This window comes from Hyunsoonleella sp. J2K-J805 (assembly GCF_057167125.1).
Map to the genome: position 1 here is coordinate 1778048 of NZ_CM169901.1, position 25520 is coordinate 1803567.

The following is a 25520-nucleotide window of genomic DNA, read 5'->3' on the forward strand; positions in this document are numbered from 1 at the left end:
ATGGCAAATATATAATACTTCCTAAGAACAACAAAAAAAATTAAAGCTTCTTTAAAAAATGATAGCCTAAAATTTCAAAACCCTCGTTATAATAAAATTTATGTGACGGATAGTTACTAACGTACGTATTTAACTCCACCGTTTTACAACCTTTTTTACCTACATAATCATAAATCCATTTAAAAAACTGTTTCCCAAGACCCTCGCCTCTGTAGGCTTCTTCAATATAAACATGATCTACCTCAACACTTTTCCCTGCATAATGCCTTGTACAAAACCATAAACCGCATACACCTATAATTTCTTCATCGCCAAAAATTACTGCACATTCATAGTTTTGGGATATCATTTCTAAAAATCGTTCTTCTAAAATAGTTTCAGGAACCTCGAAGTTATCAAGTTTTTCAACCAAAGGCACAACTTTTAATATATCTGCTTTATCCAGAATTTTAAAACTAAAGTTCATATGTAGTTTTTACAGTGAAGATACATAAATTGATTAATTTTATATCTTATATAAACAATAATAATGGATCCAAAAGAAGAGTTTTCAGTTAAAGAAATATCTGCTAAAGAAACGTATTTGGTAAGGCATCCCATTTTAAGGGCGGAAAAACCATTGAGCACCTGCGCTTTTTATGGAGACGATTTAGAAACCACCATACACATAGGAATACTCAATAAAAATACAGTAATAGGTGTTGCGTCTTTTATGAAAACTAATAATGACTTATTTACCGAAACATTGCAATACCAACTTCGAGGAATGGCTGTTTTACAAGAGTTTCAAGGAAAAAAGCTAGGGAAAATGTTGCTAGGGTATGGAGAAGGTATATTACAAGAAAGGAATATTGAATTGATTTGGTGTAATGCGAGAATAAGTGCAGTTAATTTTTATAAACATAATGGTTATAAAATTACTGGTGATTCATTTGAAATTGATGAAATAGGAACTCATTATAAAATGTATAAAGCACTTACTTAACTACATGTGACCTTTTAGGAAAAAATGTGTCGTAAATATATAAGCCAAATTTTGTAATTTACTACCCTAAAACCATCGAAAATGAGAGGAAGAAATTTTAAAGTAAGACTGCTTATTGGAGCAGCAATCGCCATATTTTTTGTGCTTAAGCGTTGTAGTCAAAGAGAAGAAAACCCTTATACTGGGAGGATTCAAACGATATCCATGACTCCCGATAAAGAGATTGCTATTGGCCTGCAAAGTGCCCCGCAAATGGCACAACAACATGGAGGCTTGCATCCTGATAATAAATTACAGGCTCTAGTGGACAATGTGGGCAACAAACTTGTTAATAGCAGTATTGCAAAAAATACACCTTATAAATACGAGTTTCATTTATTGAACGACCCAAGAACGATTAATGCTTTTGCATTACCTGGAGGACAAATTTTTATTACCTATGCCCTTTTAGAAAAATTAAAAAACGAAGACCAGCTTGCAGGTGTTTTAGGCCATGAAATCGGTCATGTTTTAGGACGACATAGTGCAGAACGTATCGCAGAAAGTGAATATTGGCAAGGTTTGGCAACCGCAGGTTCAGTTGGTGCAGATATGGGTGGACTTGTAGGTGGTATAGGGCAACAAAAACTGCTTACTAATGGGCGTGACGATGAACTGGAAAGTGACGATTTAGGTGTTAAATTTATGATGAGAGCGGGATATAACCCCCAAGAGATGATTGGCGTTATGAAAATTTTAAAGGAAGCGGCGGGACCAAATCGTGTTCCCGAATTTCAAAGCACACACCCCGATCCTGATAACAGAATAGAGAAAATAGAAGAGGCTATAGAAAAATATCGCACCCAACTATAATTAAAAAAGCCCTCATATGAGGGCTTTTTGTCGTGACTAAATCAAAATAATTATAATAGTTTTTAATAATTATTTTTTCTTTTTTGCAAGTGCCTCATTTAAAACCTTTTCAGCGTCAACAGCTTTGTGCAATTTTGCATATTTCATAGCTGTCATTCCTTTTGTAGATTTTACTTTTAGTTTAGCACCATTTGCAATTAATAGTTTTAAAATATCGCATCGGTTAAATTTCGCTGCATACATTGCAGGCGTCATTCCATTAGACTTTTCATTTACATTTGTACCTAGTTCAATTAATTTTTTTACAGTTTCAATATCACCTTTAGCGATAGAAACACAAAACGGATTTACGTTTGTAATAGCCTGAGTTTTGTAGATTTTAGTTGGTTCAAATGAAGTTTTGGCATTAACACTAACAATTGAAAAGCATAATGCGATTGCGGAAATGATGATTGTTTTTTTCATGATGAAAGAATTTAATTTGATTAATGATTTGTTTTTTGATTATATTAAAGAGACGACTAAAATTTTAATTTGTTACACTACAAATTCTTAAATAACATTTTTTTAACGTTTATTTCACTAGAATTCAAGATTCCTCGATAGAAAAATTAAGGTAAAACACAATGTTAAAATTTGTGCTTTTTTACAAATGAATTTCTCCTTTAATCCCTTTAAAATCCTTATCTTTGCGCCTTAAATCAAATCAATAAAATGAACAAAAAAGTCATCCTTATGATACTTGATGGTTGGGGAAAATCTCCCGACCCAAAAGTTTCTGCAATTGATAACGCAAATACAGCTTTTATAGATAGTTTATATACAAAATACCCTAGCGCTTCTCTTAGAACCGATGGCTTACATGTTGGTTTGCCTGAAGGACAAATGGGCAATAGTGAGGTTGGGCATATGAATCTTGGAGCAGGTAGAATTGTGTATCAAGATTTGGTAAAAGTTAACCTTGCAGTAGAAAATAAAAGCTTAAATAAAGAACAGGTTCTGGTTGATGCGTTCAACTATGCAAAAACACAAAATAAAGATGTTCATTTTTTAGGATTGCTAAGTAACGGTGGCGTACACTCACATATTAACCACCTAAAGGGCTTAATAGATGCCGCACAAGAAGCTGGAGTAAAAAATTCTTATGTGCATGGATTTACTGACGGACGGGATGTGGACCCAAAATCCGGTGCTGGTTTTATAAAAGATTTACAGGAACATATTGCAAATACAAATACTAAAATTGCAACTATTTCTGGTCGTTATTATGCAATGGATAGAGATAAACGTTGGGAACGTATCAAATTAGTATATGATGCATTGGTAAATGCCGAAGGGGAGGCTTCAAAAGACATTGTGGCTACCATGCAAGCAAATTATGCCAATGATGTAACAGATGAATTTGTTAAGCCAATTATTGCAGTCGATAGTAATAATGCTCCTTTAACAAAAGTTAAGGATGGGGATGTTATTATATTCTTCAACTTTAGAACAGACAGAGGACGCGAATTGACCGAGGTATTATCTCAACAGGACTTTCCTGAATTCAATATGAAGAAATTGAATTTGCACTATGTTACTCTTACCAATTATAATGACGAATACAGAAACATAAACGTTATATTCAACAAAGAAAACCTTAGTGAAACTTTAGGTGAAGTTTTAGAAAAGCATAATAAAAAACAAATTAGAATTGCGGAAACGGAAAAATACCCACATGTTACGTTTTTCTTTTCTGGTGGACGCGAAGAACCTTTTAAAGGAGAGCAACGTATTTTAAGAAATTCTCCAAAAGTTGCTACTTACGACTTGAAACCTGAAATGAGTGCATATGAGTTAAAAGATGCCCTTATTCCTGAATTGAATAAAGGTGAAGTAGATTTTGTATGTTTGAATTTCGCTAATGGTGATATGGTAGGACATACTGGCGTTATGGAAGCTGCAATTAAAGCATGTGAAGCTGTTGACGAATGCGTAAAAGAAGTAGTTAATGCCGCTTTGGATAATGATTATACTACCTTATTAATAGCAGACCACGGAAACTGTGAAACCATGATAAACCCTGATGGTTCTCCCAATACAGCGCATACTACAAATCCTGTTCCTATCATTTTAATTGACAAAGATTTAGAAGAAATTAAAGACGGTATTCTTGGAGATTTAGCACCAACAGTTTTAAAACTAATTGGTGTAGAGCAACCAGAAGCAATGACACAGCACCCATTGGTTTAATGAGATAAAGAAAAAAACTTAACTTTGCAGAAAATAAACCCTAAATCGAATGAATTTTGCAAATACGCTCCTAATAGCAGTTGATTTTGACGGTACCATTGTAGAGGATGTTTATCCGAAAATTGGAAAACCACAGATGTTTGCGTTTGAAACTTTAAAAAAGTTACAAGAAGAAGGACACAGACTAATTTTATGGACCTACCGATGTGGCGATAAATTGAATGAAGCCGTAAAGTTCTGCGAAGACAATGGTATTCGTTTTTATGCTGTAAATAAAAGTTTTCCAGAAGAAGAGTACACTAATGACATTAGCAGAAAAATAAATGCAGATTTATTTATCGACGATAGAAATATTGGTGGGTTTTATGGTTGGGGAGAAATTTACCAATTACTAACCAATGGCGATGTTAAACCTTTGGAATACAAAAAGAAAAAAGGCTTTTTAGATCTTTTTAGATAATCTTCAATTAAATCAATTTAAAGTACGCTCTGTCTATTGCTTCTCTGTGGTCTGGGTGCGCAATATTTACCAAGGCTTTTACCCTTTGCTTGATAGTTTTTCCATATAAATTAGCTATGCCATATTCTGTTACAACATAATGTACATGTGCTCTAGTTGTAACAACGCCTGCTCCAGGATTTAAAGAAGGTACAATTCTACTAATACCCTTTCTTGTTGTTGATGGTAATGCTATAATTGCTTTACCTCCTTCACTTAAAGAAGCACCTCTAATATAATCCATTTGACCACCAACACCCGAATACATTTTTGAACCAATAGAATCTGCACAAACCTGACCTGTAACATCAACTTCAATTGCAGAATTGATAGCTACCATTCTTGGGTTCTGTTTAATAATGGATACGTCATTTACAAAATCTGATTCTCGTAGTTCAACAAAAGGATTGTCATCCACATAATCATAAAGTCGTTTTGAACCACCTAAAAAAGTGGTAAGCGCCCTACCAGGGCTAACACCTTTATAATTACCATTAATGACATCCTTCAATATCAAATCAATAACGCCATCCGAAAACATTTCAGTGTGTAATCCTAAATCCTTATGATTTAAAAGACGTGATAGTACCGCATTTGGTATTGTACCAATTCCCATTTGCAGTGTACTTTTGTCCTCGATTAATCCCGCTATATAATCAGCTATTTTGTATTCTATATTTGTAGGCTCACCCATGTGAAATGTTGGTATGGGTTCATCACATTCAACAAATAAATCGATTTCAGAAAAGTGAATAATTCCATCCCCATGGGTTCTTGGCATCTGCGGATTTACTTGTGCAATAACGATTTTAGCATTATCAATAGCTGCCAGAGTAGCTTCTATCGAAACGCCTAATGAGCAATAACCATGCTTATCAGGGACGGAAACATGAATCAAAGCTACATCAAGTGGCAAAATATTTCTTTTAAACAGTAATGGTAGTTCACTCAAAAAAACTGGGGTATACGATCCGTTTCCTGCAGCGATTGTATGTCTCACATTTTTTCCAATAAAAAAGGAATTTACATGAAAACTATCCTTTAAATCTGGATTGGCGTAAGGCGTCTCACCTTCAAGATGTAAATGACACACCTCAACGTTTCTTAACTCTTCATGCCTGTCGCTCATTGCATTAATAAGTAATTGGGGGACTGCAGCGGCAGCTTGTATATACACCCTACTGTTACTCTTTATAGTTTTTACAGCTTCTTCGGCACTAACAACTTTAAACATCTCGATATAATTTAGTTGAATAAAACTATGAATTTGTAATCGTAAAAAGACTGTCAAAAGTCAGTTAAGTGCAAATAATTATAGTGCTATAAATTAGTATCTTTGTCAATATTTACAAGCACATGATTAAAGTAAAAACCAGAGAAGAGATAGAACTAATGCGCGAAAGTGCGCTGATAGTATCTAAAACGTTGGGTGAAGTTGCGAAGGCCATTAAACCTGGAGTTACTACATTGCAACTTGATAAAATTGCTGAAGAATGTATAAGGGATCAAGGTGCGGTACCTGGTTTTTTAGGACTATATGATTTTCCGAATACGCTCTGTATGAGCCCAAACTCGCAGGTAGTTCATGGTATACCTAATAACGACCCTTTGGTTGAAGGGGATATTATTTCTATCGATTGCGGTGCTCTTAAAAATGATTTTTACGGAGACCATGCATATACTTTCCCTGTTGGAGACATCTCTCCTGAAGTTGAAAAACTTTTAAAAGTGACTAAGGAATCTCTTTATGTTGGTATTAGGGAGTTTAAATTAAATAATCGCGTTGGCGATGTTGGCTATGCCATTCAGCAATACTGCGAGGCACATGGTTATGGCGTGGTGAGAGAGTTGGTTGGTCACGGACTAGGAAAAAAAATGCACGAAGATCCAGAAATGCCAAACTATGGTCGCCGTGGTCGAGGTAAAAAATTTATAGAAGGTATGGTGGTAGCTATAGAGCCTATGATTAACATGGGTACGCAACGCATTAGACAACATAGGGATGGTTGGACAATTACCACATTAGATAATTTACCTTCTGCTCACTTTGAACATAATGTTGCACTGGTTGACGGCAAACCCGAGTTGCTTTCTACGTTTGCTTATATTCATGATGCTCTGGGAATTGTGAGTAATGAAGAAGATGAATTCCGTCAAAAAGCTTTGGTTCTTTGAGTTTTAAGATGACACGAATTTCAATAATTAGTACTAATTTACATCTAAAAGATGCCCCAATTAATTTATAAAGAAGACGCTTATAAAATTATTGGGATATGTATGGAAGTACATAATCAACTAGCTAAAGGATTTAACGAAGTAGTCTATGCAGACGCATTGGAAATAGAATTTATAGATAATAATATTCCATACTCTAGAGAAAAAAAATACGCTATAAACTATAAAGGGAATATCTTACCGCACAAATATAAAGCAGATTTTATAGTGAACGACAAAATCGTTTTAGAATTGAAAGCAATAGAATGCTTAACATCACCTCATATTAAACAAACTCTTAATTATTTAGCTGTTTCCCAATTAAAACTAGGTCTTCTTATAAATTTTGGAGAAGATAGTTTAAAATATAAAAGAATTGTTCTTTAAGCATTTGTGAAAATTCATGAAATTCGTGTCAAAAAAACTCTTCAAAATAATCCTAAACACAATACCAAGGCCTTTATTAATTCGGTTAAGCTACCTTATACGTCCAATTTTAGCCATTTTTTTAAGAGGTAATACATTTACTGATCCCATTGATGGTAAAAGTTTTAAAACATTTTTGCCTTATGGTTATGGCAAGCAACGTAATAATGTATTATCGCCCTCTACCCTTTCTTTAGAACGTCATCGATTGCTTTGGCTGTATCTTAAGAATGAAACTAACTTCTTTTCAGAAGAACTAAAAGTACTACATTTTGCACCTGAACAGGCATTTTATAAACGCTTCAAACGCTTGAATAGTATTGATTATGTAACCACAGATTTGAATTCACCATTGGCAGACGTGAAGGCTGATATTTGCAACTTACCTTTTAAGAATGATGAGTTTGACGTCATCCTTTGTAATCACGTTTTAGAGCATATACCTAATGACACCAAAGCAATGCAAGAACTATATCGCGTTATGAAAACTGGTGGCTGGGGTATCTTTCAAATTCCTCAAGACTTGACGCGAGCTATGACTTTTGAGGATGATTCCATTACTGATAAAAAAGAGCGTGCTAAAATCTTTGGGCAATATGACCATGTTCGAGTGTATGGTAGGGATTATTTTGATAAGTTAAGAATGACAGGTTTTAAAGTAGATGAAGTAGATTATACTGCAACTCTATCAACAGATACTATTGAAAGGTATTGTTTGGCAAAAGGAGAAATAATCCCAAAGGTCACTAAATAGTCTACTTTGGAAATTCATTTAAATTTAAGGTTTCCAGCTCTTTATCTTCATTTTCAAAAATCAAGAACGCTTTTAATTCGGGATGTGATTGAAGAAATCGTGACACATTCTCGATTCCCATAGCCTGAAAAGCAGTGGCGTAGGCATCAGCAACCATACATTCCTTAGCTATCACCGAAACGCTTAAAATATTGGTTTTGGTAGGATAACCTGTTTTTGTGTCGATGATATGAGCATATTTATTTCCGTTTTCATCCACCTTAAACTTTCGATAAGTCCCGGAAGTAGCCATGGCTTCATCAATTAAACTAATAGCTTTATAAACTGATTGTCCACCATCAAATCTAGGTTCATCTAAACCCACAAGCCAAAGCGCATCTTTCTCAACATTTTTTCCCCTAACACGTATTTCTCCACCTATTTCAACTAAATAATTGTGGATGTCTTTACTTTCCAAAAACTCCCCAATCACATCTACGCCATAACCTTTAGCAATAGCATTAAACTCCAAATACGTATTCAAAGGTTTTATTACGTTTTCTCCTTCAAGCTTTACGCTATTAAACCCCACAAATTGCATCAAACTATCAATAACTTGAGCATCGGTTAAAAACTTATTGGTTTCAGCTCCAAAACTCCACGCATTTACCACATCGCCAATGGTAGGATCAAAAATACCACCTGTTGCTTCGTATATTTCTTTTGAGGCAGAAAATACGCTTTTAAAGTGATGATCTACTTCAACTGGTTCATTTCTATTCAATTTAGAGATATCAGAATCATTTATATATGTTGACATTGACGCATTAATCACGGTAAACAAGCTATCAATCTGAATTTTGTAATCTATCTTATCATCATAAATAATACTGTACGTTGTGCCAAAAACAGCTCCAGAAAGTTTAGTGTTTTGAGATAGGCCAACAGTCTTCTCTTGATTCTTTTTACAAGAAAACACCAATAGAATAACCAAAAGCACAGTAATGTTTTTCATCTAATTTAAGTTTGATTCTATGTATTGAATACCATTGTATTCTATTAAGTAATCTTCGTTAAGATAAATAGGTAAATCTTCGCCATCAGGATTACCCAAACCAACTCCAGCATAAAGTACCTTTGCATCCTTTTCAAAAGCGTGCTTTTTAAAAGATTCCATCCAAACAATATCATAATTATTAGGGTTTTCTGGTAATAGAACAGCACGCACTACTACGAAATAATACTGACTATTTTTATCAATACACACAAATTGAGGGTGTTTTTTTAGTTTACTATTTATAGCTACAAACTCAAAACCACGCTGTTCTAAATCTTCCCCAACATGGTTCATTGCCAAATTATGTAATTCCTGTTTTGAAAGCGGTTTACTCATGCTGCAAAAATACTAAAACTTACTAGGATGATGACATTTTTAAACACTTTCGATGTAATGATATAAATGTTTGTTAAACCTTATTAAATACCTTTATTATGAAACCTTTGATGTATTGCTTAAGCATGTTAATGCTACTATTTTTTTCCTGCGGACAATCCCAAAAGCATAACGATGACTTTGCTGAATTTGATTACGATTCCGAAGATATTTTTGAAGAAGATATTTCAGCTGAATTTAATGAACCCAAACCTGAGAGGTCACAAAACACTAATCGCAGCTTAAAGGGCTATAAGGTGATGAGCAATCAATTTAACTTGCCTGTTGGTGTAATGCCTATTCCAAAAGACTGGATGGTGAAACAAAAAAATAAAGACGGTATTTTATTTGAGTCTGAAGATGGTGTGAAAGTATATGGAGAACGATTTATCTCTTACTTTTTTTCCAACAATCAACAACTAAATTACATGAACCAACAAAGTGGCAGACCAGTTGCTCCAGTAAAAAATATAAGTAGGGTAATTCAAGAAGATATTTTACCACATGCGAAATCTCAAGGACTAAAATTAGTAAATCAATTTCCACTGCCTGCCTTAGCTCAATTTGATAAGCGCTTTGATAGTTACTTGTTTAAAGGCATCCCAGAAAACAAACAATTTCAATGTATCGCAACAGAATGGGTAGATAAAAATGGTGATAAATCTATAGGTATTATCCGGTATTTTACGAATCATTATCCAACTGCCGGTGGGATGGATTGGGGCTATACTCTAAATGCTATGGGAGCTCCTGAACACAAATATGAAAGCGCTAAAAAAGCATTTATCAATTCACTTGTAAATTTTCAAATTAATCCACAATGGGTACAAACCAATAACAACTTTTATTCGCAAAAATCCAGACAAGGGGCTGCACAACACCAACAAAGAATGGCTGCAATTAATGCCCAAGGGCAAGCTAGTAGAAATCTTGGTAATACATACAGCTCAATTTCAGACAGCAGTTTTGAAAGTTGGAAACGCAGAAATAACATGAACGATGCGGGTCATTCAAAATCCATAAATAATGGTATTTGGGAACGCACAACCGTTTCTAGTCCTAATACTGGTCAACAATATTACGTTGAAGGGCAAAACAACTATTACTGGATGAACCAAAATAACGAATATATAGGCACGGACAATTCACTCTACAATCCGAATGTGGACAATTCTATGAATAATCAAGATTGGACACAATACACTATTGAAAATTAAAAGTGATGACATTTTAAACTCAAATCGATGTAATACCAAACCGATAATCAATTTTAATAAGCACGAATTATGAAAGCATTTAAGATATATAGCCTTTTAGCGATAATTATTCTATTGGCATCATGTAATTCAAATAATAATGACGCAGTGAATTTTGCAGGTGCAACACCACAAACACAATGTATTACAAATAACCTCACGGGACCAACAGCAGTGTATTGGGATTATGCAAACGGAATTCCTGCACCATTTACAAGTATCCCTATGGTACCAAACCCACAAGGCACTTTTGATCATCCAGATGTATTCACAAACATAAGGTTTACAGTACCGCAGAACTACACTGTTACTCCCCTTTCAATACCAAATACCGCCTTTGGTGTGGATATGAGAAGGTCAAATAATAACCCACAAAACAAGGTCTTTTGGAGGTATTACCCAATTACTTCATTTTCTGGAACTGCTAACATAGATGATATTAGAGCCTTTTTTATAAACGATTTAATGGTGAACGAATATGGCTTCAACGCAACACCAGTAGTAGATTGCGCTCCCCCAACACAAACAGCAAACTTTGGTGGATTTACAAGAACTTTTAGTGCTAGAGCCATAAGGTTTGGGAACACCAGAGCTATTATTACAGTAGCTGTTTCTCCAACACCTTTTGGAAGTTCAGTTGCCGTTTCTATTTCCGCCGGCCCTATTAATGAATACGACAGTTTAGTAATGAATGTATTTTTCCCAATAAGCTTTGAATTATTGCTTCCAGATAGAGACTCACTTTCGGATAGAGATGGTGATGGCACACCTGATGTTTTTGACCCAGAACCAGATAATCCCAACGTAAAATAAAAAATCGCAATTATGAAAAGCTAGATAATTATTGCCCTCATTTTCACCTTTGCATAGTGTTGAAAACAATACTGTTTTTTATTATGATGATTTTGGGTAAAAAAGTGTGGGTTCTCACAAAAAATAAAAACTCTAAATAGTGCCACATTCATTCTAGAAAATAACAGTACAAGTACTATTGTTCCAACAGAAAATTATAAAAGACTGAATTAAACAATAATCATATGAATACTGTATAACCAAATTATTAACCATTTAGCAATGTAGTATTTGAAGAAAAATGAAATAATTGTATCTTTCCTCTAGCTATTAATTCATGGGGAAAACAATACATTTATTAAGCCAGTCTCAATTAATCGATGCGATTAAAGCAAATGATGCAAGGGTACTTAAAGAATTGTACACCTCAAATTACCCTAAAGTTGAAGCTTTAATATTAAAAAATAGTGGTTCTTCCGCATATGCGAAAGATATTTATCAAGAGGCATTTATTACAGTTTGGACACATGTAAAACAAAATAAGTTTACACCCCAAAATGATACGGCTTTACAAGGTTATTTATACAGAATTTGTAAAAATAAATGGACCGACGTTTTAAGGTCAAAATCGTTTAAGGATTTTAAACCATTAAATACTGACACCCTAAAAACAGTGAAAGCAGAAGACACATATAATGAGGTAGAAGATAAAAAATTAAAGTTGACAATGACCGCTTTTGAAATTTTAGGACAACCTTGCAAGCAACTATTAAAAACATTTTATTTCGAAAAAAAATCACTAAAAGAAATCTCGGAAGAATTAAACATAGAAGAAAATACAGCCCGTAACAAAAAATACAGATGTATGCAGAAATTAAGGGCTATGGTTTTAGCCTCAAAATAATAAAGATTGAAGGAAGACGATAACATATCAAAAGAATTGTTAGAAACAATAGAACGTTACCTAAACGGCACTTTAAGTACTCCAGAACTAAAAGACTTTAATAGACTGTTAGATCTTGACGAAGACTTTAGAGCACAAGTTGAAGATGTTCGCACGATGCTTTTTGGTATTGAAGCCCAATCTTTAAAGGAACATTTAAATGAGTTTCATGAAGATGTTCCAAAAACAATAACAAAAGAACGTTCTGCGGAACAAAAAGTTCGTTTTCTAAGATACAGCAGATTTGCAGCTGCAGCTGCCATCGTTATTGCAATAGGTAGTATTTGGTTTTTTAGTACGCCACAAAATGAAAGACTATACGCCAATTATTTTAAGCCAGATCCAGGGCTACCCACAACTATGGGCAGCACCAATAATTATGATTTTTATGAGGCTATGGTGAGCTATAAATATGGAGATTATCAAGATGCCATTAAAAAGTGGGAGGTTTTAAGTGAGGAAAAACCCGAAAACGATACCATAAGTTATTTTTTGGGCATTGCGTATATGGCAAATAGAAAAGAAGCCCAGGCCATTCCTTATTTAGAGCGCACTGTTGAAGCCCCCGATGACTTTACCTTTTTAAATGATGCTTATTACTATTTGGGGCTAGCTTACTTGAAAGCCGGTAACATAGAACTCGCTAAAAAGAACCTTAGCCTAAGTAAAAGTGAAAAAGCCAAGGAAATTGTTTTGAAGCTTACCGATTAAACATTAATTAAAATGATGAAATTACTACATATTATTAGAGGCGTATTATTGGTGCTTCTAACATTGAGTATTTCAACAATTAATGCGCAAAATGATTCGATTTCGTCCAATAAAAACCCCTTAGAAGTTAAATACAATCTTGCTGATAGTCTTTTCAAATCTAGAAAAACACAAGCCGCAGAATCAACGCTTCATCAAATTATTAAGCAATTTGATAAGGATTCTAACAACCTACCTGAATTAAAGTATAAATCATTTAACCTTTTAGGATTAGCACAAAAGAACTTACAAAAATTAGATAGTTCAAATTACTATTTTAACAAGTCTCTTAAATATTTACACAAGTCATCTTTATCTGATTTAAAAAAGGAATATAAGCAGGGAATTATTAAAAATAGTATGGCTCTCAACTATTTTAATACTGGCAAAACCCAAAATTCCATTACGGTTTTACATGAGGCTATAACGCACATACATAACTACAGCACTAGGGTTGAAGATGATGCCGAAAAACTAAAAGCTACAAAAAAACGTTTGGCCTGTATTGATAATCTTGCTGGTTTTTATCGTGGTGTTGGCGATAATGAACGTGCCATTAACTTAGCTACATACTCCTACGAAAAAAAGCAAAGAATTTTACCGCCTGATGACAACGCGCTTACAATTTCACAACTCATTTTAGGCCATCTGCACTTGATTGCCAGAAATTATGCTAAGGCAGGTAAAATAACAGATAAGGGGCTTGAGAATATTGATAAAATTCCGTTTGCAAAAAGCTACGCTTATTTGGTAAGAGCTTCAATATATGAAAACATAGGAGACTTTGAAAATGCACAAAAATTTTATGAAATGTGTGAAGCGGTGTACAGGGAAAACTTTAATGGTGTATATACAAATACATTTCTGGATGGGTTGGTTGAAATGTCAAACTTTTATGCTAAAATTGGCATGAATGATAAGGCGTTGACCCTTGCGAAAGAAGGTTACAACAACACACAAAAAGACACCTATAAAAATGAAATGCTACGTTTTTACCAAGTACAGAACATGGCTCTGGTAAATTTTACCATTGGTGATTATAAAAATGCGCTAAAGTATAGTGATGAGGCCTTGGTTTTTTTTGACAACAAAAACCTTAAAATGAACAGCCTGTTGGATTCTATTCAGAACGAAACTAGAAAGCCATTATCATTATTCGTAAAAGCAAAATCTGAATATCTTTTAAAATCAGAACATAATATAGATGGACTTGACAGTCTATTAAGACAAACTAAAAAAGCTTTAGATATTTTAGAGAAAAAAAGAATTATTATTAAATCGCCATCTGATCTGGAAACTCTACTTACCGATAATCAAAATTTAATAGATTTTAGAAAACAGCTATTTCTTGATCTCTATCATAAAACAAAAAACAAAACCTATCTAGATGATCTTATTGGGCTACATGAATCTAGTTTATACAACAGAATAAGGTCTAGACTGAACCTAAAAAAGATAAGTTTTTCTGATGTTCCTGAAGCTATTATTGAAAGAGAGCAACTTTTAAAGGATAATATGTCTTCTGCTTTAAATGGTACCGATGCATCAGCTTCTATTGACGCATTTTTCCAAGCGAACAAACAATGGGATGTTTTCTTGGATTCTTTAAAACAGGACTACCCAAAGTATTATAAAATGCGTTATGCCACCATTGAAAAGCCTCTAGACAGCCTTCACGCAAACATAGAACAAAACACCACTCTGGTGCGCTATTTATATATTAGTGACACTTTGTATGCAACGGTAATACGTAAAGCTGATAAAAAACTCTTCAAGTTAAAAACCGAAAACCTAGAAAAACATATATCGGTTTTATCCCATCATGATTCAGGTATAAAACAAACATCAGAATCCTTACAGCAACTCTACAATTCAGTTTGGAAACCCTTTGCTTCTGAGATTACAACAAAAAATATAGTGATTATTCCAGATGGCGAGCTATTCAATTTAAGTTTCGAAAGCCTTACGCCCTCTAAGATTAACAATTTCAATGATTTGTCAACAAACAGTTTGCTTGCAAAATACCATATTTCATACAACTACAGCTTATTACTTTATGGAAAATACAATACTACCATAAATTATGATAAAGACTTTATAGCCTTTGCGCCAGAGTTTAACACTAAAATGAAACAAGACTACAGTATAGGTATTACGGACTCGTTATCCTTAGACAAAACTTATTTAAGCTTGCTTCCACAGCCTTTTAGTGTAGACTTAGCCAAAGAATATTCAAAGATTTTTAATGGTGATTATTTTATAAACCAAAACGCTTCAAAACAGATTTTTAGGAATGAAGCTAATGAACATAAAATAATTCATATTGGAACACATGCCGAATCCAACAACGTATCCCCTGAACTATCCCGTTTAATATTTGCAAAAAATAGTCCAGATGATAATAATTCACTATACACCTATGAAATTTACAATGAAAACCTAAACTCCAATCTTGCTATTTTAACCGCTTGTGAAACCGGGAAACCTACTTATCAAGCTGGAGAAGGTATGATTTCTTTAGCGCACGCTTTTAATTATGCTGGTAGTGAAAGTATCTTAACCAGCCTTTGGAAAATAGACGAAAAATCCAGCTCTGAAATTATTGAGTTTTTCTACCAAAATATTAAAAAAGGCTTACCAAAAGACAAAGCATTACAACAAGCCAAATTAAAATATATTGAAAACGCTGATGGCAGAACCCTATCGCCGCAATATTGGGCAGGCTTAGTGCTTATTGGTGACACCTCGCCTATAGAGCTACAATCTAATTCGGGGGTTATTTGGTGCTTTATAATTGGATTTCTTATCATCGTAGCTGCTTATTTCATTTTGAAAAAACGCAAAACAAAACGTACTACTTAAACCTAACAAATTTAGAATCAAAAAATGTATAGTTGGAAACTGGGATGGTGGCATCATTTTCTAAGTGATACCAAGGGGATAGATTGGAAGCCTCTAAGTTTTTAACCAAATGTACACTTTGAGCTGGTGTATTGCCTTGAAAAAGTAAATAGATTTTGTCTCCGTGAGCATTTACGGATTCATCACAAATCATTACAATATGACCGGGAGACCCTCCTTTTATAAGCATGTCTCCTATTTTCAAATTTTTAGTATCATGTATTTTGGGAAGCTCATTATACATTGACAATGTACCGGAATACATGTAAATCAAATTTAGATATTTATAAAAGTTTTCTTTTGAATGATTTATAGCCGATGTTTTATGAAACGAGACCTTATTTCCGTTAATTTTGGGTCTATAGCCTTCGGCATAATTTAACCAAGAACAATGATGACCACTGGTAAAATTAAACCCTATTTCGTCTTTTCTATCATTATCCCAAAGATACTCGCTGCGTATTCTAATTAGTGCATCAGCACACTGTTGCAGTCCATTTTTAGGTACGGGTATTTCTAAAATTCCAATATGTCCTAGTTGCCAGAAATACTCAGAATCATCGTAATTTATAATCTTTGCGCCAAAAGGTTTTAACTTATAGTTTCGTAAATATTCTTGAAAAGATCCTTTAGGGTATGTAACCCGTTTATAACTTTGAGGTACTTCTGCTCTGGTTTTGATTGTTAAACCATCTTTATTTAAAAGACTAGACGGACTAACTTTTGAAACCTCTGCATTAAAAGTGTACTTAACAGGTGTTAACTTTACAAAGGCTAGAATCAAGAAGATTAAAAAGCATAATGGAAGTACTATTTTCTTCATATTTATAAAAACGTCTTAACTAACAACTTCGTATTGTCTCAAAGAAAATTTAAGAGTAAATTCACAGATAAAATGAATATTTTTTAGTAATTTCAAATAAAAAATTTGGTTTATGAAGACCTTATCCCGTTTAGATTCGGCAATACAAAAACTATATACCGCATTTCATAACAACACGCTAAACCCAGAATGCTGCCAACAATGTGCTGTTGGTAACATTCTAGACAATACCGATAGCTGGAAACATTTGTCTGATAGTCATGGAGCTTTGGAACTTAACTATGTTGGTAAAGTGCATCAAACTTTAGGGCGGAAATTTAATGGTTACTCACCACTTGAATTACTAAAAATTGAAAACATCTTTTTAAAAGCTTGTGGGTTTCAGGTACCACTACATTATAAAAATGAAAAGCCTGAAAATCCAACCGATAAAGATGTTTTATTCGACGGGTTGAGTGCGGTTATTGCCCTTTTATGTGAATTTGATGGCGTCAATAATGTGATGGACTATACCAAGTTGTTTGAAGTGGAGAATGATAAACCGAAGTATGTTTTAGTATAAAAAATTTTTATTTCGAGCATAAAAAAACCAACTCAATTGAGCTGGTTTTCTGTTTTATATGGTTAGCTGCTGAGATTAGGTCACAGCATAACAAATTAATGTCTATCCCCCAAAGTCATCAAAACGGATGTGTTCATCTGGAATACCAAAATCCTCTCCCATTTTTTGTACCGCTTTGTTCATTAACGGAGGTCCACAGAAGTACAGCTCAATATCTTCTGGTGCTTCATGATGATTTAAATAATTGTCAATAACACAATTATGAATAAATCCAACAAAACCATCACCTGCTTCATCATCAATATCCTTTTTCACTTTCCAGTTATCTTCTTCTAAAGGCTCTGAAAGTGCCATGTAAAACTTAAAATTCGGAAAATCCTTTTCTAATGATTTAAAGTGATCTATATAGAATAACTCACGTTTTGAACGTCCACCATACCAATAGGTTACTTTTCTACCTGTCTTTAAGGTTTTAAATAAATGATATAAGTGAGAACGCATTGGTGCCATACCTGCTCCACCACCTACATAAAGCATTTCACTTTCTGACTCATTGATGAAGAATTCGCCATAAGGACCAGAAATTGTTACTTTATCTCCTGGTTTTTGAGCAAAAATATAAGATGATGCCACACCTGGATTTACATCCATCCAACCGTTTTTAGAACGATCCCATGGTGGTGTTGCAATACGAACATTCAGCATAATCTCACGTCCTTCAGCTGGATACGAGGCCATTGAATAAGCTCTTTCAACAGTTTCACCATTCTTCATCACTAAAGGCCAAAGTCCAAACTTATCCCATTCTGCCTGAAACTTATCGGGTGTTTCGTGCTCTTCAGGGTGTGCTGTAATATCAATATCAGAATACTTTATTTCACATGGTGGAATTTCAATCTGAATGTATCCGCCCGCTTTATATCCCATGTCGTCAGGGATTTCAACAACAAACTCCTTGATGAAGGATGCCACGTTATAATTACGTACAACGGTAGCTTCCCATTTCTTGATACCAAACACTTCCTCTGGAATGGTAATATTCATATCCTGCTTTACCTTAACTTGACAAGCTAAACGTGCACCATCTTGCAATTCCTTTCTCGAAAAGTGTGGTGTTTCAGTAGGTAATGCTTCTCCGCCACCTTCTAACACATGACATTCGCACTGAATGCACGTACCACCGCCACCACATGCTGATGGCAAGAAAATTTTATTACCTCCTAGAGTAGATAATAGCGTTCCTCCAGAATCTACTTCAATTTCTTTTTCACCATTAATTGTAATTTTTACAGGGCCAGAAGGTGACAATTTCTGTTTTACAAACAATAATAGCGCTACCAACAACAGCGTAACTACTAGGAACGCTACTACGGTTGCAGTTATAACTCCAAAATCTATTGCTAAAATCATATTACTCATTTACTTTTATGTTGTTAGCTACTATTTTATCTTCATTAGAATCCTCAACAGACTCAACCTGTACTGTTTTTTCCTCTTTTGCTGCCTCTTCATCACCACCAGTAAGCATACCCCCAAAACTCATAAATCCAATCGCCATTAAACCAGTGATAATAAATGTAATCCCTAATCCTCTTAATGCTGGAGGCACACTTGAATATCTAATTTTTTCACGAATAGCTGCTATAGCTAAAATGGCTAAGAACCATCCAATTCCAGATCCAATTCCATAATTAAGCGCTAAACCAAGTGTTGCAATTTCACGAGATTGCATAAAGAGCGATCCACCAAGAATTGCACAGTTAACTGCAATTAGAGGCAAGAAAATACCTAAAGAGTTATATAGAGAAGGGGAAAACTTCTCTACTACAATTTCCACTAGCTGTACCATGGTTGCTATAGTTGCAATGAACATAATGAATGACAGAAAGCTTAAATCATATTCCGCAAACTCTGGTCCTATCCAAGATAATGCACCAGGTTGTAATATGTATTGGTCCAATAACCAGTTTAAGGGTACTGTAATTGCCAATACAAATATTACTGCAGCTCCTAAACCAACAGCCGTACTTACTTTTTTTGAAACAGCAAGGTACGAACACATTCCAAGGAACGTGGCAAATACCATGTTATCTATAAAAATCGATTTGAAAAATAATTCTACGTGTTCCATATTCTTTAATTATGAATTCTCAATTTTGAATTATGAATTATTACTAATCTTCTATTAATGCTTTATTTCTGGTACGTTGTACCCAAATAATAATTCCAACTACAATAAGTGCCATTGGTGATAGTAACATAAAACCATTGTTTTCGTATCCAATACTGTATAATCCTGTTTTTGCAATAGGGTCTCCAAGTACTGGGAAACCTAACAAAGTTCCCGAACCTAACAGTTCTCTAAAAAATCCAACAATAATTAAAATAACACCATAACCTAGTGCATTACCTATACCATCCAAGAAGGAACGCCATAGTCCGTTGCCTAATGCAAATGCTTCAAAACGCCCCATGATGATACAGTTGGTGATTATAAGTCCAACAAAAACGGAAAGCTCTTTACTTAAAGAATAAGCAAATGCTTTTAGTACCTGATCTACTATAATTACTAAAGCAGCAACCACAGTAAGTTGTACAATAATTCTAATTTTTGAAGGAATGATATTTCTAATGGCCGATATAACCACGTTACCCACACCCATTACAAATATTACCGAAACCGCCATTACTATAGAAGCTTTTAATTGTGCTGTAATTGCCAATGCAGAACAGATACCAAGTACTTGAATAGTAATTGGATTATTATCCGCTAACGGATCTGTAATTAATGCTGCGTCTTTTTTTGAAAGTAAGCCCATAATTATTTTAATGTTTTAAAGTAAGGTACGTATAATGCTAAGTCGTTTTTTATCATGGCAGCAACACCATCTCCTGTTATCGTTGCTCCTGCAATAGCATCAACTTCATGATCTGTTTTATCTTCATTTGTTGGGTCAGCATTACTTTTTGAAACTGTAATACCTTTAAATTGTCCATCGGACATTAAATGCTCTCCTATAAAGTCATCCATAAAGAAACGCTCCTTGATGTTGGCACCTAATCCTGGTGTTTCGCCTTTATGATCGAAATACGCACCTTGCACTACCATATTTTCATCCATGGCTACATAGGCCCATATCGCATCCCAAAGTCCCTTTCCTCTAATTGGTGCTATATAGAATTTTTCACCATCTTTTTCACCAACAAATAAAGGCAACTGTCTTTCTTCTCCCTTTTTTGCTTTGTCTTGCTCTTTTTTTACATCTATTAAATAAGCATTATCATTTTCTTCAACATTTTTACCATCAGTAATTACCAGCTGCTTTTTAATGTACTTAGTAAATAATTCTGGCGCTTTCTCAGTAGAAACAAAACTGGCACTATTGCCTTCGTTTTCATTTACGCCCATTGCATAAAGAATGTTTTGCTGCTTTTCCAATCGCTTGTTTTCAGTAATCCTTTCCTTTAAGGAAGATGCTGTAAATGCTAATAAAGCTCCAACTACAACCACCATTCCGATGGCAAACAAAACCGTATATGCGTTAGAATCTGTTTTATTACTCATAACTTATGCTACTTTAGCTTTTAAACGTTTCATTCTTCTCTTAACATTACCTTGAACAACATAATGATCAATGGTAGGTGCAAACACATTCATTAAAAGAATGGCTAAAAATACACCTTCAGGGTAGGCAGGATTAAAAACGCGAATCATAATAGAAATAAAACCTATTAGGAAACCATATATCCATTTACCCTTATTGGTTTGGGATGCAGTAACAGGATCTGTTGCCATGTAAACTGCTCCAAACAATATACTTCCTATAATTAAATGTTGCCAAAAAGGAACACTCATTAATCCATAAAATTTACTTGATTCTCCTATCCAACCTGCATCTACAACACCGTTGAATATTAACCCCATAACTAACGCTCCTATTAATGTTGAAACGATAATTCTCCAACTTCCTATTTTGGTGAAAATCAAAAACAAAGCACCTACTATAATTAGAAATTTTGAGGTTTCTCCAACCGATCCAGGAATCAATCCCCAAAACATATCCCAATAATCTATTCCAGCAAGCGAAGAGTTTTGAGCATAAGCCCCTAGTAATGTTTCACCAGAGATTGCATCAGGTGTTCCAGCACGCTCAACTGCTCCATGTACCCAAACTTTATCACCAGACATCCAAGTTGGATATGCAAAGAACAAGAAAGCTCTAATGGTTAATGCTGGGTTTAAGATATTCATCCCAGTACCACCAAATACCTCTTTTCCTATTACTACACCAAATATAACAGCGACAGCTAGCATCCATAAAGGAATATCTATAGGAACAATTAAAGGAACTAACATACCTGTTACCAAATAGCCTTCCTCTACTTCGTGACCTTTTATCACAGCAAATACAAATTCTACTGCTAGCCCTACTCCATAAGATACTATTACTAATGGTAATACCGTAATTGCACCAAGTAGTAAGTTATCTAACGTCCAAAAAGAAGCTCCTAAAAATCCTTTGGCCTGATCTATTTCTCCTAGAGCTAAATAATGTTGATATCCAGCGTTAAACATACCAAAAATCAAACATGGTACTAAAGCCAAAATCACCGTATTCATAGTTCGCTTTAAGTCATCAACTGCCTTAATGTGCGTTCCATTATGTGTGGTTTCATTTGGGGTATACAAAAAAGTAAATAGCGCGTTGAACGCTGGCAACCATTTTTTGTTTTGGTTTTTTACTTTGAAATTATGTAAGTTTTGTTTTAAACCCATTTTTCTGAATTTTAATTTTCTTTCTATCTAAAGTCACAACTGTAACCCTAACCAATTTCTTTAAGCATTAAATCTAAACCTTCTCTGATTATTTTTTGATGTGGCTGTTTAGAGACACATATAAACTCGGTTAATGCAAAATCCTCTGGAGCAACTTCATACATTCCTAGAGCTTCCATCTCATCTAAATCTTTATACATGCAAGCCTTTAAAATTTGCATCGGATAAATATCTAAAGGAAATACCTCTTCATAGTTACCAGTAATAACAAAGGCGCGATGCTCTCCGTTTGTATTTGTATTTAAATCGTACTTTTTATTGGGGGTTAACCAAGAAAATGTAAGTGCTCTTGATGTTGAAACTTTATCAAACACAGGTTTATTCCAACCAAAAAATTCATAGTCATTACCTTCTGGTATAATAGAGATAACGTCGCTGTAAAAATCCAAATAGCCATCTGGTCTTATTTCCTTTCCAGATAACACATTTCCTGATATGACACGTGCATTAGCATCTTTCTCCACACCCTTATCATAAATCATTGTTGCAACTTCAGCACCAATTTTGGTAAGGAAATAACGTGGAGCTTGCACTTGAGAACCTACCAACGCAACAGTACGTTCGGCATTAAACTTTCCAGTTAGTAACAGCTCTCCGATAATCACTAAGTCTTGAGCATTTACAGTCCAAACTACCTCTCCTTTGTTTACAGGATCTACTTTATTAATTAGAGTACCAACATTACCAGCTGGGTGCGGACCTGAAACTTTGTGTAGCGTCACGCCAGATAATCCAGCCAAAGGCGAATTAGAATTTTTGCTAACGGAAACATGAACTCTACCTTCGGTAAGCTTACCTAGAGCCGCTACGGCAGTTTGCAATTCAGCCTCTTTCCCTTGTAAGGTATAATCTAAATCTGCAGCTAAAGGTGCGCTGGCATATCCTGAAACAAAAATTGCTTTTGGCGTTTTTTCAGGATTAGCAATAACATCATAAGGTCTTTGCTTTATAAATGGCCATAATCCGCTAGCCAATAAATGTGCTTTAACCGCTTCTGCAGTTGCAGCATCAACATCAAACTTGCCATTATCTTGATATGTTTGTGTTTTATCAGCTTGAATTTTTATTTCCAAAATTCTACGCTTAGCACCACGAGATATATCCAGAATTTCGCCAGAAACCGGAGAAACAAATTTTACATCTTCGTTTGATTTGTCATAAAAAACAGCTTCTCCTGCTTTTACTTTTGTGCCAACTTTATGAATTAATTTCGGAATAACGCCGTGGAAGTCTTCAGGTCTTAAAACGTAAAAGTTGCTTAAAACTGCTTTGTCAGTGGTTTTTTCGGCTTCACCTTTAAGTTTAATATCTAGACCTTTCTTAATGCGAATGTCGTTTGACATATTTTCTTTGTTGAAATTAGTTGTCTAAAAAAAATCTGTGCAAAAATACGAACTAAAAAGTAGTTACCACAAAAAATTAGTATAATTTTATAGTATTGGCTTATCCGAAGCTTTAGGCATCAATTTTGATTATATTTACAAAAATGTGATTTATGCGTTATAAAATTTCTTGTCTTATTGGAGCACTTTTACTTTATGCAGGCCTTCATGCTCAGGTAGAAGAGGTTAATCCTCCAGACTATATCAAATCCATTACTTTCAAAAGTACAAGTAGTGCTTTAGGAGAATTACCCATTATAAAGTTAGGCGAAACATTTTATTTGGAATTTGATGCCCTGGCTACCAATGAACCCGATTTTTATTATAAAATTGAACACTACGACTATGATTGGACAGAATCCGTTTTAGTGCGAACCGAATTTCTTCTGGGGGTAGATAACTTTAGGATTCAAGACTATCGGAATTCCTTCAACACGTTTCAAATATATTCACACTACAGATTATCCATACCTAATCAGCAAACCCGAGCTTTAACGGTTTCAGGAAACTACCTCATTTCTATATTTGACAGAGATGATAATTTAGTGTTTTCAAGAAAATTAATGGTTTACGAAGACATTGTTATACCTGGCATCAGCATAAAACGCTCCAGAGAAGTACAAACTATAGATTACATGCAAACCGTGGATATAGAAATCCCTTCTAACGCTCAAATTAATAATCCACTGCAAACCATACAAACCTTAATCATCCAAAACAGAAATTTAAATACAGCTATAAAAAATGTAAAACCACAGTACACCATTGGTAATAAACTTATTTATAGATATGTAAACGAAACGGCATTTCCTGGAGGTAACGAGTACTTATTTTTTGAAACCAAAGATGTAAGGGCCGCCTCTATGGGCGTGCAATTTATTGAGCTTAACGATATTTATCACAGCTACCTTTTCACAAATCGCTCGAGAGCAGAATTACCATATACGTATAACCCAGACATTAATGGACAATTTAAAATTACAGCTATAGATCGTGATGATGTTTCGGTTGAAGCAGATTATGTTGAGATTCATTTTTCACTGGCATATCCAGAATTACTTAATGGAGAAAATATTTACGTCTATGGCAACTATAACAACTATGCGTTAGACGATTACAACAAAATGGTGTATTATCCTGAAGGCAAAATCTACAAAGGGCATTTTAAACTCAAGCAAGGATTCTATAACTATAAATATGTTGTAGTAAATGCAGATGGCTCTCTAGACGAAGGGCGCATTAGTGGCGATTTCTGGCAAACCGAAAACAACTACAAAGTTTTGGTTTATTACCGTGACTTAGGCGCCAGATACGACAGAATAATTGGTTTTAATGAAGTTTCATCGATAAATATTACCAATTAGTCCGTATTTAACGCTTTTTTAGGTATTCAAAATTTAAAAATCCCTATTTTAGCGACGTAAAAGCATTGTATATCAATCCTTAACATGGTTCAACAGGTTACAAAAGGCATAAAGATTTCGGTAGAAACCACTTTTGAAGGTACATTTTATAAAAATTATAAAATACAGTACGCCTTTGGCTATACCATTACCATTGAAAATCAAAGTAAGGATTCGGTGCAGCTTTATGCACGCCATTGGGAAATTTTAGACGCCCTTAATAATTTAGAAACCGTTACTGGAGAAGGTGTAGTTGGCAAAAAACCGGTACTTAAACCAGGAGAATCACACACTTACACTTCTGGTTGTTTGCTCACCTCTCCTTTTGGAGCTATGCAGGGACATTACAATATGGTGAATTTTACAACGACCAAAAAATTTCTGGTTACCATTCCAACATTCAAGCTTAGTGCTCCATTTGCCGTTAATTAGGGCGCTACTCATTTGTTTATATTTCACTACTCAATCCCTCCTTCATCGCGAATTTCAAGACTTGTG

General features: G+C 34.5%; 27 protein-coding genes. 15 read left to right on the forward strand and 12 right to left on the reverse strand.

Annotated features, from left to right (window positions below; all coding sequences use genetic code 11):
* Window positions 1–40 precede the first annotated feature (40 nt).
* Window positions 41–466: a GNAT family N-acetyltransferase gene (locus AC1B0Z_RS07845; RefSeq protein ID WP_483795067.1), complete on the reverse strand. Its 426-nt coding sequence runs from the start codon at window positions 464–466 to the stop codon at window positions 41–43.
* 63 nt (window positions 467–529) lie between these two features.
* Between AC1B0Z_RS07845 and AC1B0Z_RS07850 the strand changes: the two genes are divergently transcribed.
* Together AC1B0Z_RS07850 and AC1B0Z_RS07855 are read left to right on the forward strand one after the other, a co-directional pair.
* A complete protein-coding gene (locus tag AC1B0Z_RS07850; protein ID WP_483795068.1) occupies window positions 530–985 on the forward strand; it encodes a GNAT family N-acetyltransferase in 456 nt (151 codons plus the stop codon).
* Window positions 986–1066: 81 nt separating this feature from the next.
* A complete protein-coding gene (locus AC1B0Z_RS07855; RefSeq protein WP_483795069.1) occupies window positions 1067–1837 on the forward strand; it encodes a M48 family metalloprotease in 771 nt (256 codons plus the stop codon).
* A 69-nt stretch (window positions 1838–1906) separates the two neighbouring features.
* Here AC1B0Z_RS07855 and AC1B0Z_RS07860 read toward each other — a convergent pair whose 3' ends face one another.
* Window positions 1907–2302, reverse strand: a complete 396-nt coding sequence (locus AC1B0Z_RS07860; RefSeq protein ID WP_483795071.1) for an ankyrin repeat domain-containing protein — start codon at window positions 2300–2302, stop codon at window positions 1907–1909.
* Window positions 2303–2551: 249 nt separating this feature from the next.
* Here AC1B0Z_RS07860 and gpmI point away from each other — a divergent pair, with 249 nt between their 5' ends.
* Entirely contained in the window at window positions 2552–4069 is a 1518-nt protein-coding gene (gene gpmI / locus AC1B0Z_RS07865) for a 2,3-bisphosphoglycerate-independent phosphoglycerate mutase (RefSeq protein WP_483795072.1), read from the forward strand.
* 49 nt (window positions 4070–4118) lie between these two features.
* Window positions 4119–4529 carry a BT0820 family HAD-type phosphatase gene (locus tag AC1B0Z_RS07870; protein WP_483795073.1) on the forward strand — a complete coding sequence of 137 codons (411 nt, stop codon included), beginning with the start codon at window positions 4119–4121 and terminating at the stop codon, window positions 4527–4529.
* A 7-nt stretch (window positions 4530–4536) separates the two neighbouring features.
* On the opposite strand, the gene AC1B0Z_RS07875 is transcribed toward AC1B0Z_RS07870, so the two are convergent.
* Complete coding sequence (locus AC1B0Z_RS07875) at window positions 4537–5802, reverse strand: acetyl-CoA hydrolase/transferase family protein (RefSeq protein WP_483795075.1); 1266 nt, start codon at window positions 5800–5802, stop codon at window positions 4537–4539.
* Between the two features lie 122 nt (window positions 5803–5924).
* Here AC1B0Z_RS07875 and map point away from each other — a divergent pair, with 122 nt between their 5' ends.
* The 3 genes from map to AC1B0Z_RS07890 are packed head-to-tail and all read left to right on the forward strand — an operon-like array spanning window position 5925 to window position 7962.
* On the forward strand, window positions 5925–6743 hold the full coding sequence (map, locus tag AC1B0Z_RS07880) for a type I methionyl aminopeptidase (RefSeq protein ID WP_483795077.1): 819 nt from the start codon (window positions 5925–5927) through the stop codon (window positions 6741–6743).
* 51 nt (window positions 6744–6794) lie between these two features.
* A complete protein-coding gene (locus AC1B0Z_RS07885; RefSeq protein ID WP_483795078.1) occupies window positions 6795–7169 on the forward strand; it encodes a GxxExxY protein in 375 nt (124 codons plus the stop codon).
* A 16-nt stretch (window positions 7170–7185) separates the two neighbouring features.
* The gene (locus AC1B0Z_RS07890; protein WP_483795079.1) at window positions 7186–7962 is read left to right on the forward strand and encodes a class I SAM-dependent methyltransferase; all 777 of its coding nucleotides are present in this window, start codon (window positions 7186–7188) and stop codon (window positions 7960–7962) included.
* A 1-nt stretch (window position 7963) separates the two neighbouring features.
* On the opposite strand, the gene AC1B0Z_RS07895 is transcribed toward AC1B0Z_RS07890, so the two are convergent.
* A complete protein-coding gene (locus AC1B0Z_RS07895; protein ID WP_483795080.1) occupies window positions 7964–8956 on the reverse strand; it encodes an FAD:protein FMN transferase in 993 nt (330 codons plus the stop codon).
* Window positions 8957–9334 carry a Na(+)-translocating NADH-quinone reductase subunit F gene (locus AC1B0Z_RS07900; protein WP_483795082.1) on the reverse strand — a complete coding sequence of 126 codons (378 nt, stop codon included), beginning with the start codon at window positions 9332–9334 and terminating at the stop codon, window positions 8957–8959.
* Between the two features lie 98 nt (window positions 9335–9432).
* Here AC1B0Z_RS07900 and AC1B0Z_RS07905 point away from each other — a divergent pair, with 98 nt between their 5' ends.
* The 5 genes from AC1B0Z_RS07905 (at window position 9433) to AC1B0Z_RS07925 (ending at window position 15976) form a co-directional block, all read left to right on the forward strand.
* Complete coding sequence (locus tag AC1B0Z_RS07905; RefSeq protein WP_483795083.1) at window positions 9433–10590, forward strand: hypothetical protein; 1158 nt, start codon at window positions 9433–9435, stop codon at window positions 10588–10590.
* 69 nt (window positions 10591–10659) lie between these two features.
* Window positions 10660–11442, forward strand: coding sequence for a hypothetical protein (locus tag AC1B0Z_RS07910; RefSeq protein ID WP_483795084.1), 783 nt, complete (start codon window positions 10660–10662; stop codon window positions 11440–11442).
* A gap of 316 nt (window positions 11443–11758) precedes the next feature.
* The gene (locus AC1B0Z_RS07915; protein WP_483795085.1) at window positions 11759–12325 is read left to right on the forward strand and encodes an RNA polymerase sigma factor; all 567 of its coding nucleotides are present in this window, start codon (window positions 11759–11761) and stop codon (window positions 12323–12325) included.
* A gap of 6 nt (window positions 12326–12331) precedes the next feature.
* Window positions 12332–13075 carry a tetratricopeptide repeat protein gene (locus AC1B0Z_RS07920; RefSeq protein WP_483795087.1) on the forward strand — a complete coding sequence of 248 codons (744 nt, stop codon included), beginning with the start codon at window positions 12332–12334 and terminating at the stop codon, window positions 13073–13075.
* 12 nt (window positions 13076–13087) lie between these two features.
* Window positions 13088–15976 (forward strand): CHAT domain-containing protein, encoded by a 2889-nt coding sequence (locus AC1B0Z_RS07925; RefSeq protein ID WP_483795088.1) that lies wholly within the window; start codon window positions 13088–13090, stop codon window positions 15974–15976.
* On the opposite strand, the gene AC1B0Z_RS07930 is transcribed toward AC1B0Z_RS07925, so the two are convergent.
* Window positions 15969–16838, reverse strand: a complete 870-nt coding sequence (locus AC1B0Z_RS07930; RefSeq protein WP_483795089.1) for a DUF4846 domain-containing protein — start codon at window positions 16836–16838, stop codon at window positions 15969–15971. The genes AC1B0Z_RS07925 and AC1B0Z_RS07930 overlap by 8 nt on opposite strands.
* Before the next feature lie 112 nt (window positions 16839–16950).
* Between AC1B0Z_RS07930 and AC1B0Z_RS07935 the strand changes: the two genes are divergently transcribed.
* On the forward strand, window positions 16951–17400 hold the full coding sequence (locus AC1B0Z_RS07935) for a Na(+)-translocating NADH-quinone reductase subunit F (protein WP_483795091.1): 450 nt from the start codon (window positions 16951–16953) through the stop codon (window positions 17398–17400).
* Between the two features lie 102 nt (window positions 17401–17502).
* Here the strand turns inward: AC1B0Z_RS07935 and nqrF are convergent, their stop codons facing one another.
* Genes nqrF through AC1B0Z_RS07965 form a run of 6 tightly spaced genes read right to left on the reverse strand, consistent with a single transcriptional unit; the run spans window position 17503 to window position 23580 of the window.
* Window positions 17503–18810 carry an NADH:ubiquinone reductase (Na(+)-transporting) subunit F gene (gene nqrF, locus AC1B0Z_RS07940; protein WP_483795277.1) on the reverse strand — a complete coding sequence of 436 codons (1308 nt, stop codon included), beginning with the start codon at window positions 18808–18810 and terminating at the stop codon, window positions 17503–17505.
* A gap of 1 nt (window position 18811) precedes the next feature.
* Window positions 18812–19531, reverse strand: coding sequence for an NADH:ubiquinone reductase (Na(+)-transporting) subunit E (gene nqrE, locus AC1B0Z_RS07945; RefSeq protein WP_483795093.1), 720 nt, complete (start codon window positions 19529–19531; stop codon window positions 18812–18814).
* Between the two features lie 43 nt (window positions 19532–19574).
* Window positions 19575–20219 carry an NADH:ubiquinone reductase (Na(+)-transporting) subunit D gene (locus AC1B0Z_RS07950; protein ID WP_483795094.1) on the reverse strand — a complete coding sequence of 215 codons (645 nt, stop codon included), beginning with the start codon at window positions 20217–20219 and terminating at the stop codon, window positions 19575–19577.
* 2 nt (window positions 20220–20221) lie between these two features.
* Window positions 20222–20965 carry a Na(+)-translocating NADH-quinone reductase subunit C gene (locus AC1B0Z_RS07955; RefSeq protein WP_483795095.1) on the reverse strand — a complete coding sequence of 248 codons (744 nt, stop codon included), beginning with the start codon at window positions 20963–20965 and terminating at the stop codon, window positions 20222–20224.
* Window positions 20966–20968: 3 nt separating this feature from the next.
* On the reverse strand, window positions 20969–22177 hold the full coding sequence (locus AC1B0Z_RS07960) for an NADH:ubiquinone reductase (Na(+)-transporting) subunit B (protein ID WP_483795097.1): 1209 nt from the start codon (window positions 22175–22177) through the stop codon (window positions 20969–20971).
* Window positions 22178–22224: 47 nt separating this feature from the next.
* Window positions 22225–23580 carry a Na(+)-translocating NADH-quinone reductase subunit A gene (locus AC1B0Z_RS07965; protein WP_483795098.1) on the reverse strand — a complete coding sequence of 452 codons (1356 nt, stop codon included), beginning with the start codon at window positions 23578–23580 and terminating at the stop codon, window positions 22225–22227.
* A gap of 152 nt (window positions 23581–23732) precedes the next feature.
* On the opposite strand from AC1B0Z_RS07965, the gene AC1B0Z_RS07970 reads away from it, so the two are divergent.
* Window positions 23733–24983: a type IX secretion system plug protein gene (locus tag AC1B0Z_RS07970; protein WP_483795099.1), complete on the forward strand. Its 1251-nt coding sequence runs from the start codon at window positions 23733–23735 to the stop codon at window positions 24981–24983.
* 84 nt (window positions 24984–25067) lie between these two features.
* Window positions 25068–25454, forward strand: coding sequence for a Co2+/Mg2+ efflux protein ApaG (gene apaG, locus AC1B0Z_RS07975; RefSeq protein WP_483795100.1), 387 nt, complete (start codon window positions 25068–25070; stop codon window positions 25452–25454).
* Window positions 25455–25520 lie beyond the last annotated feature (66 nt).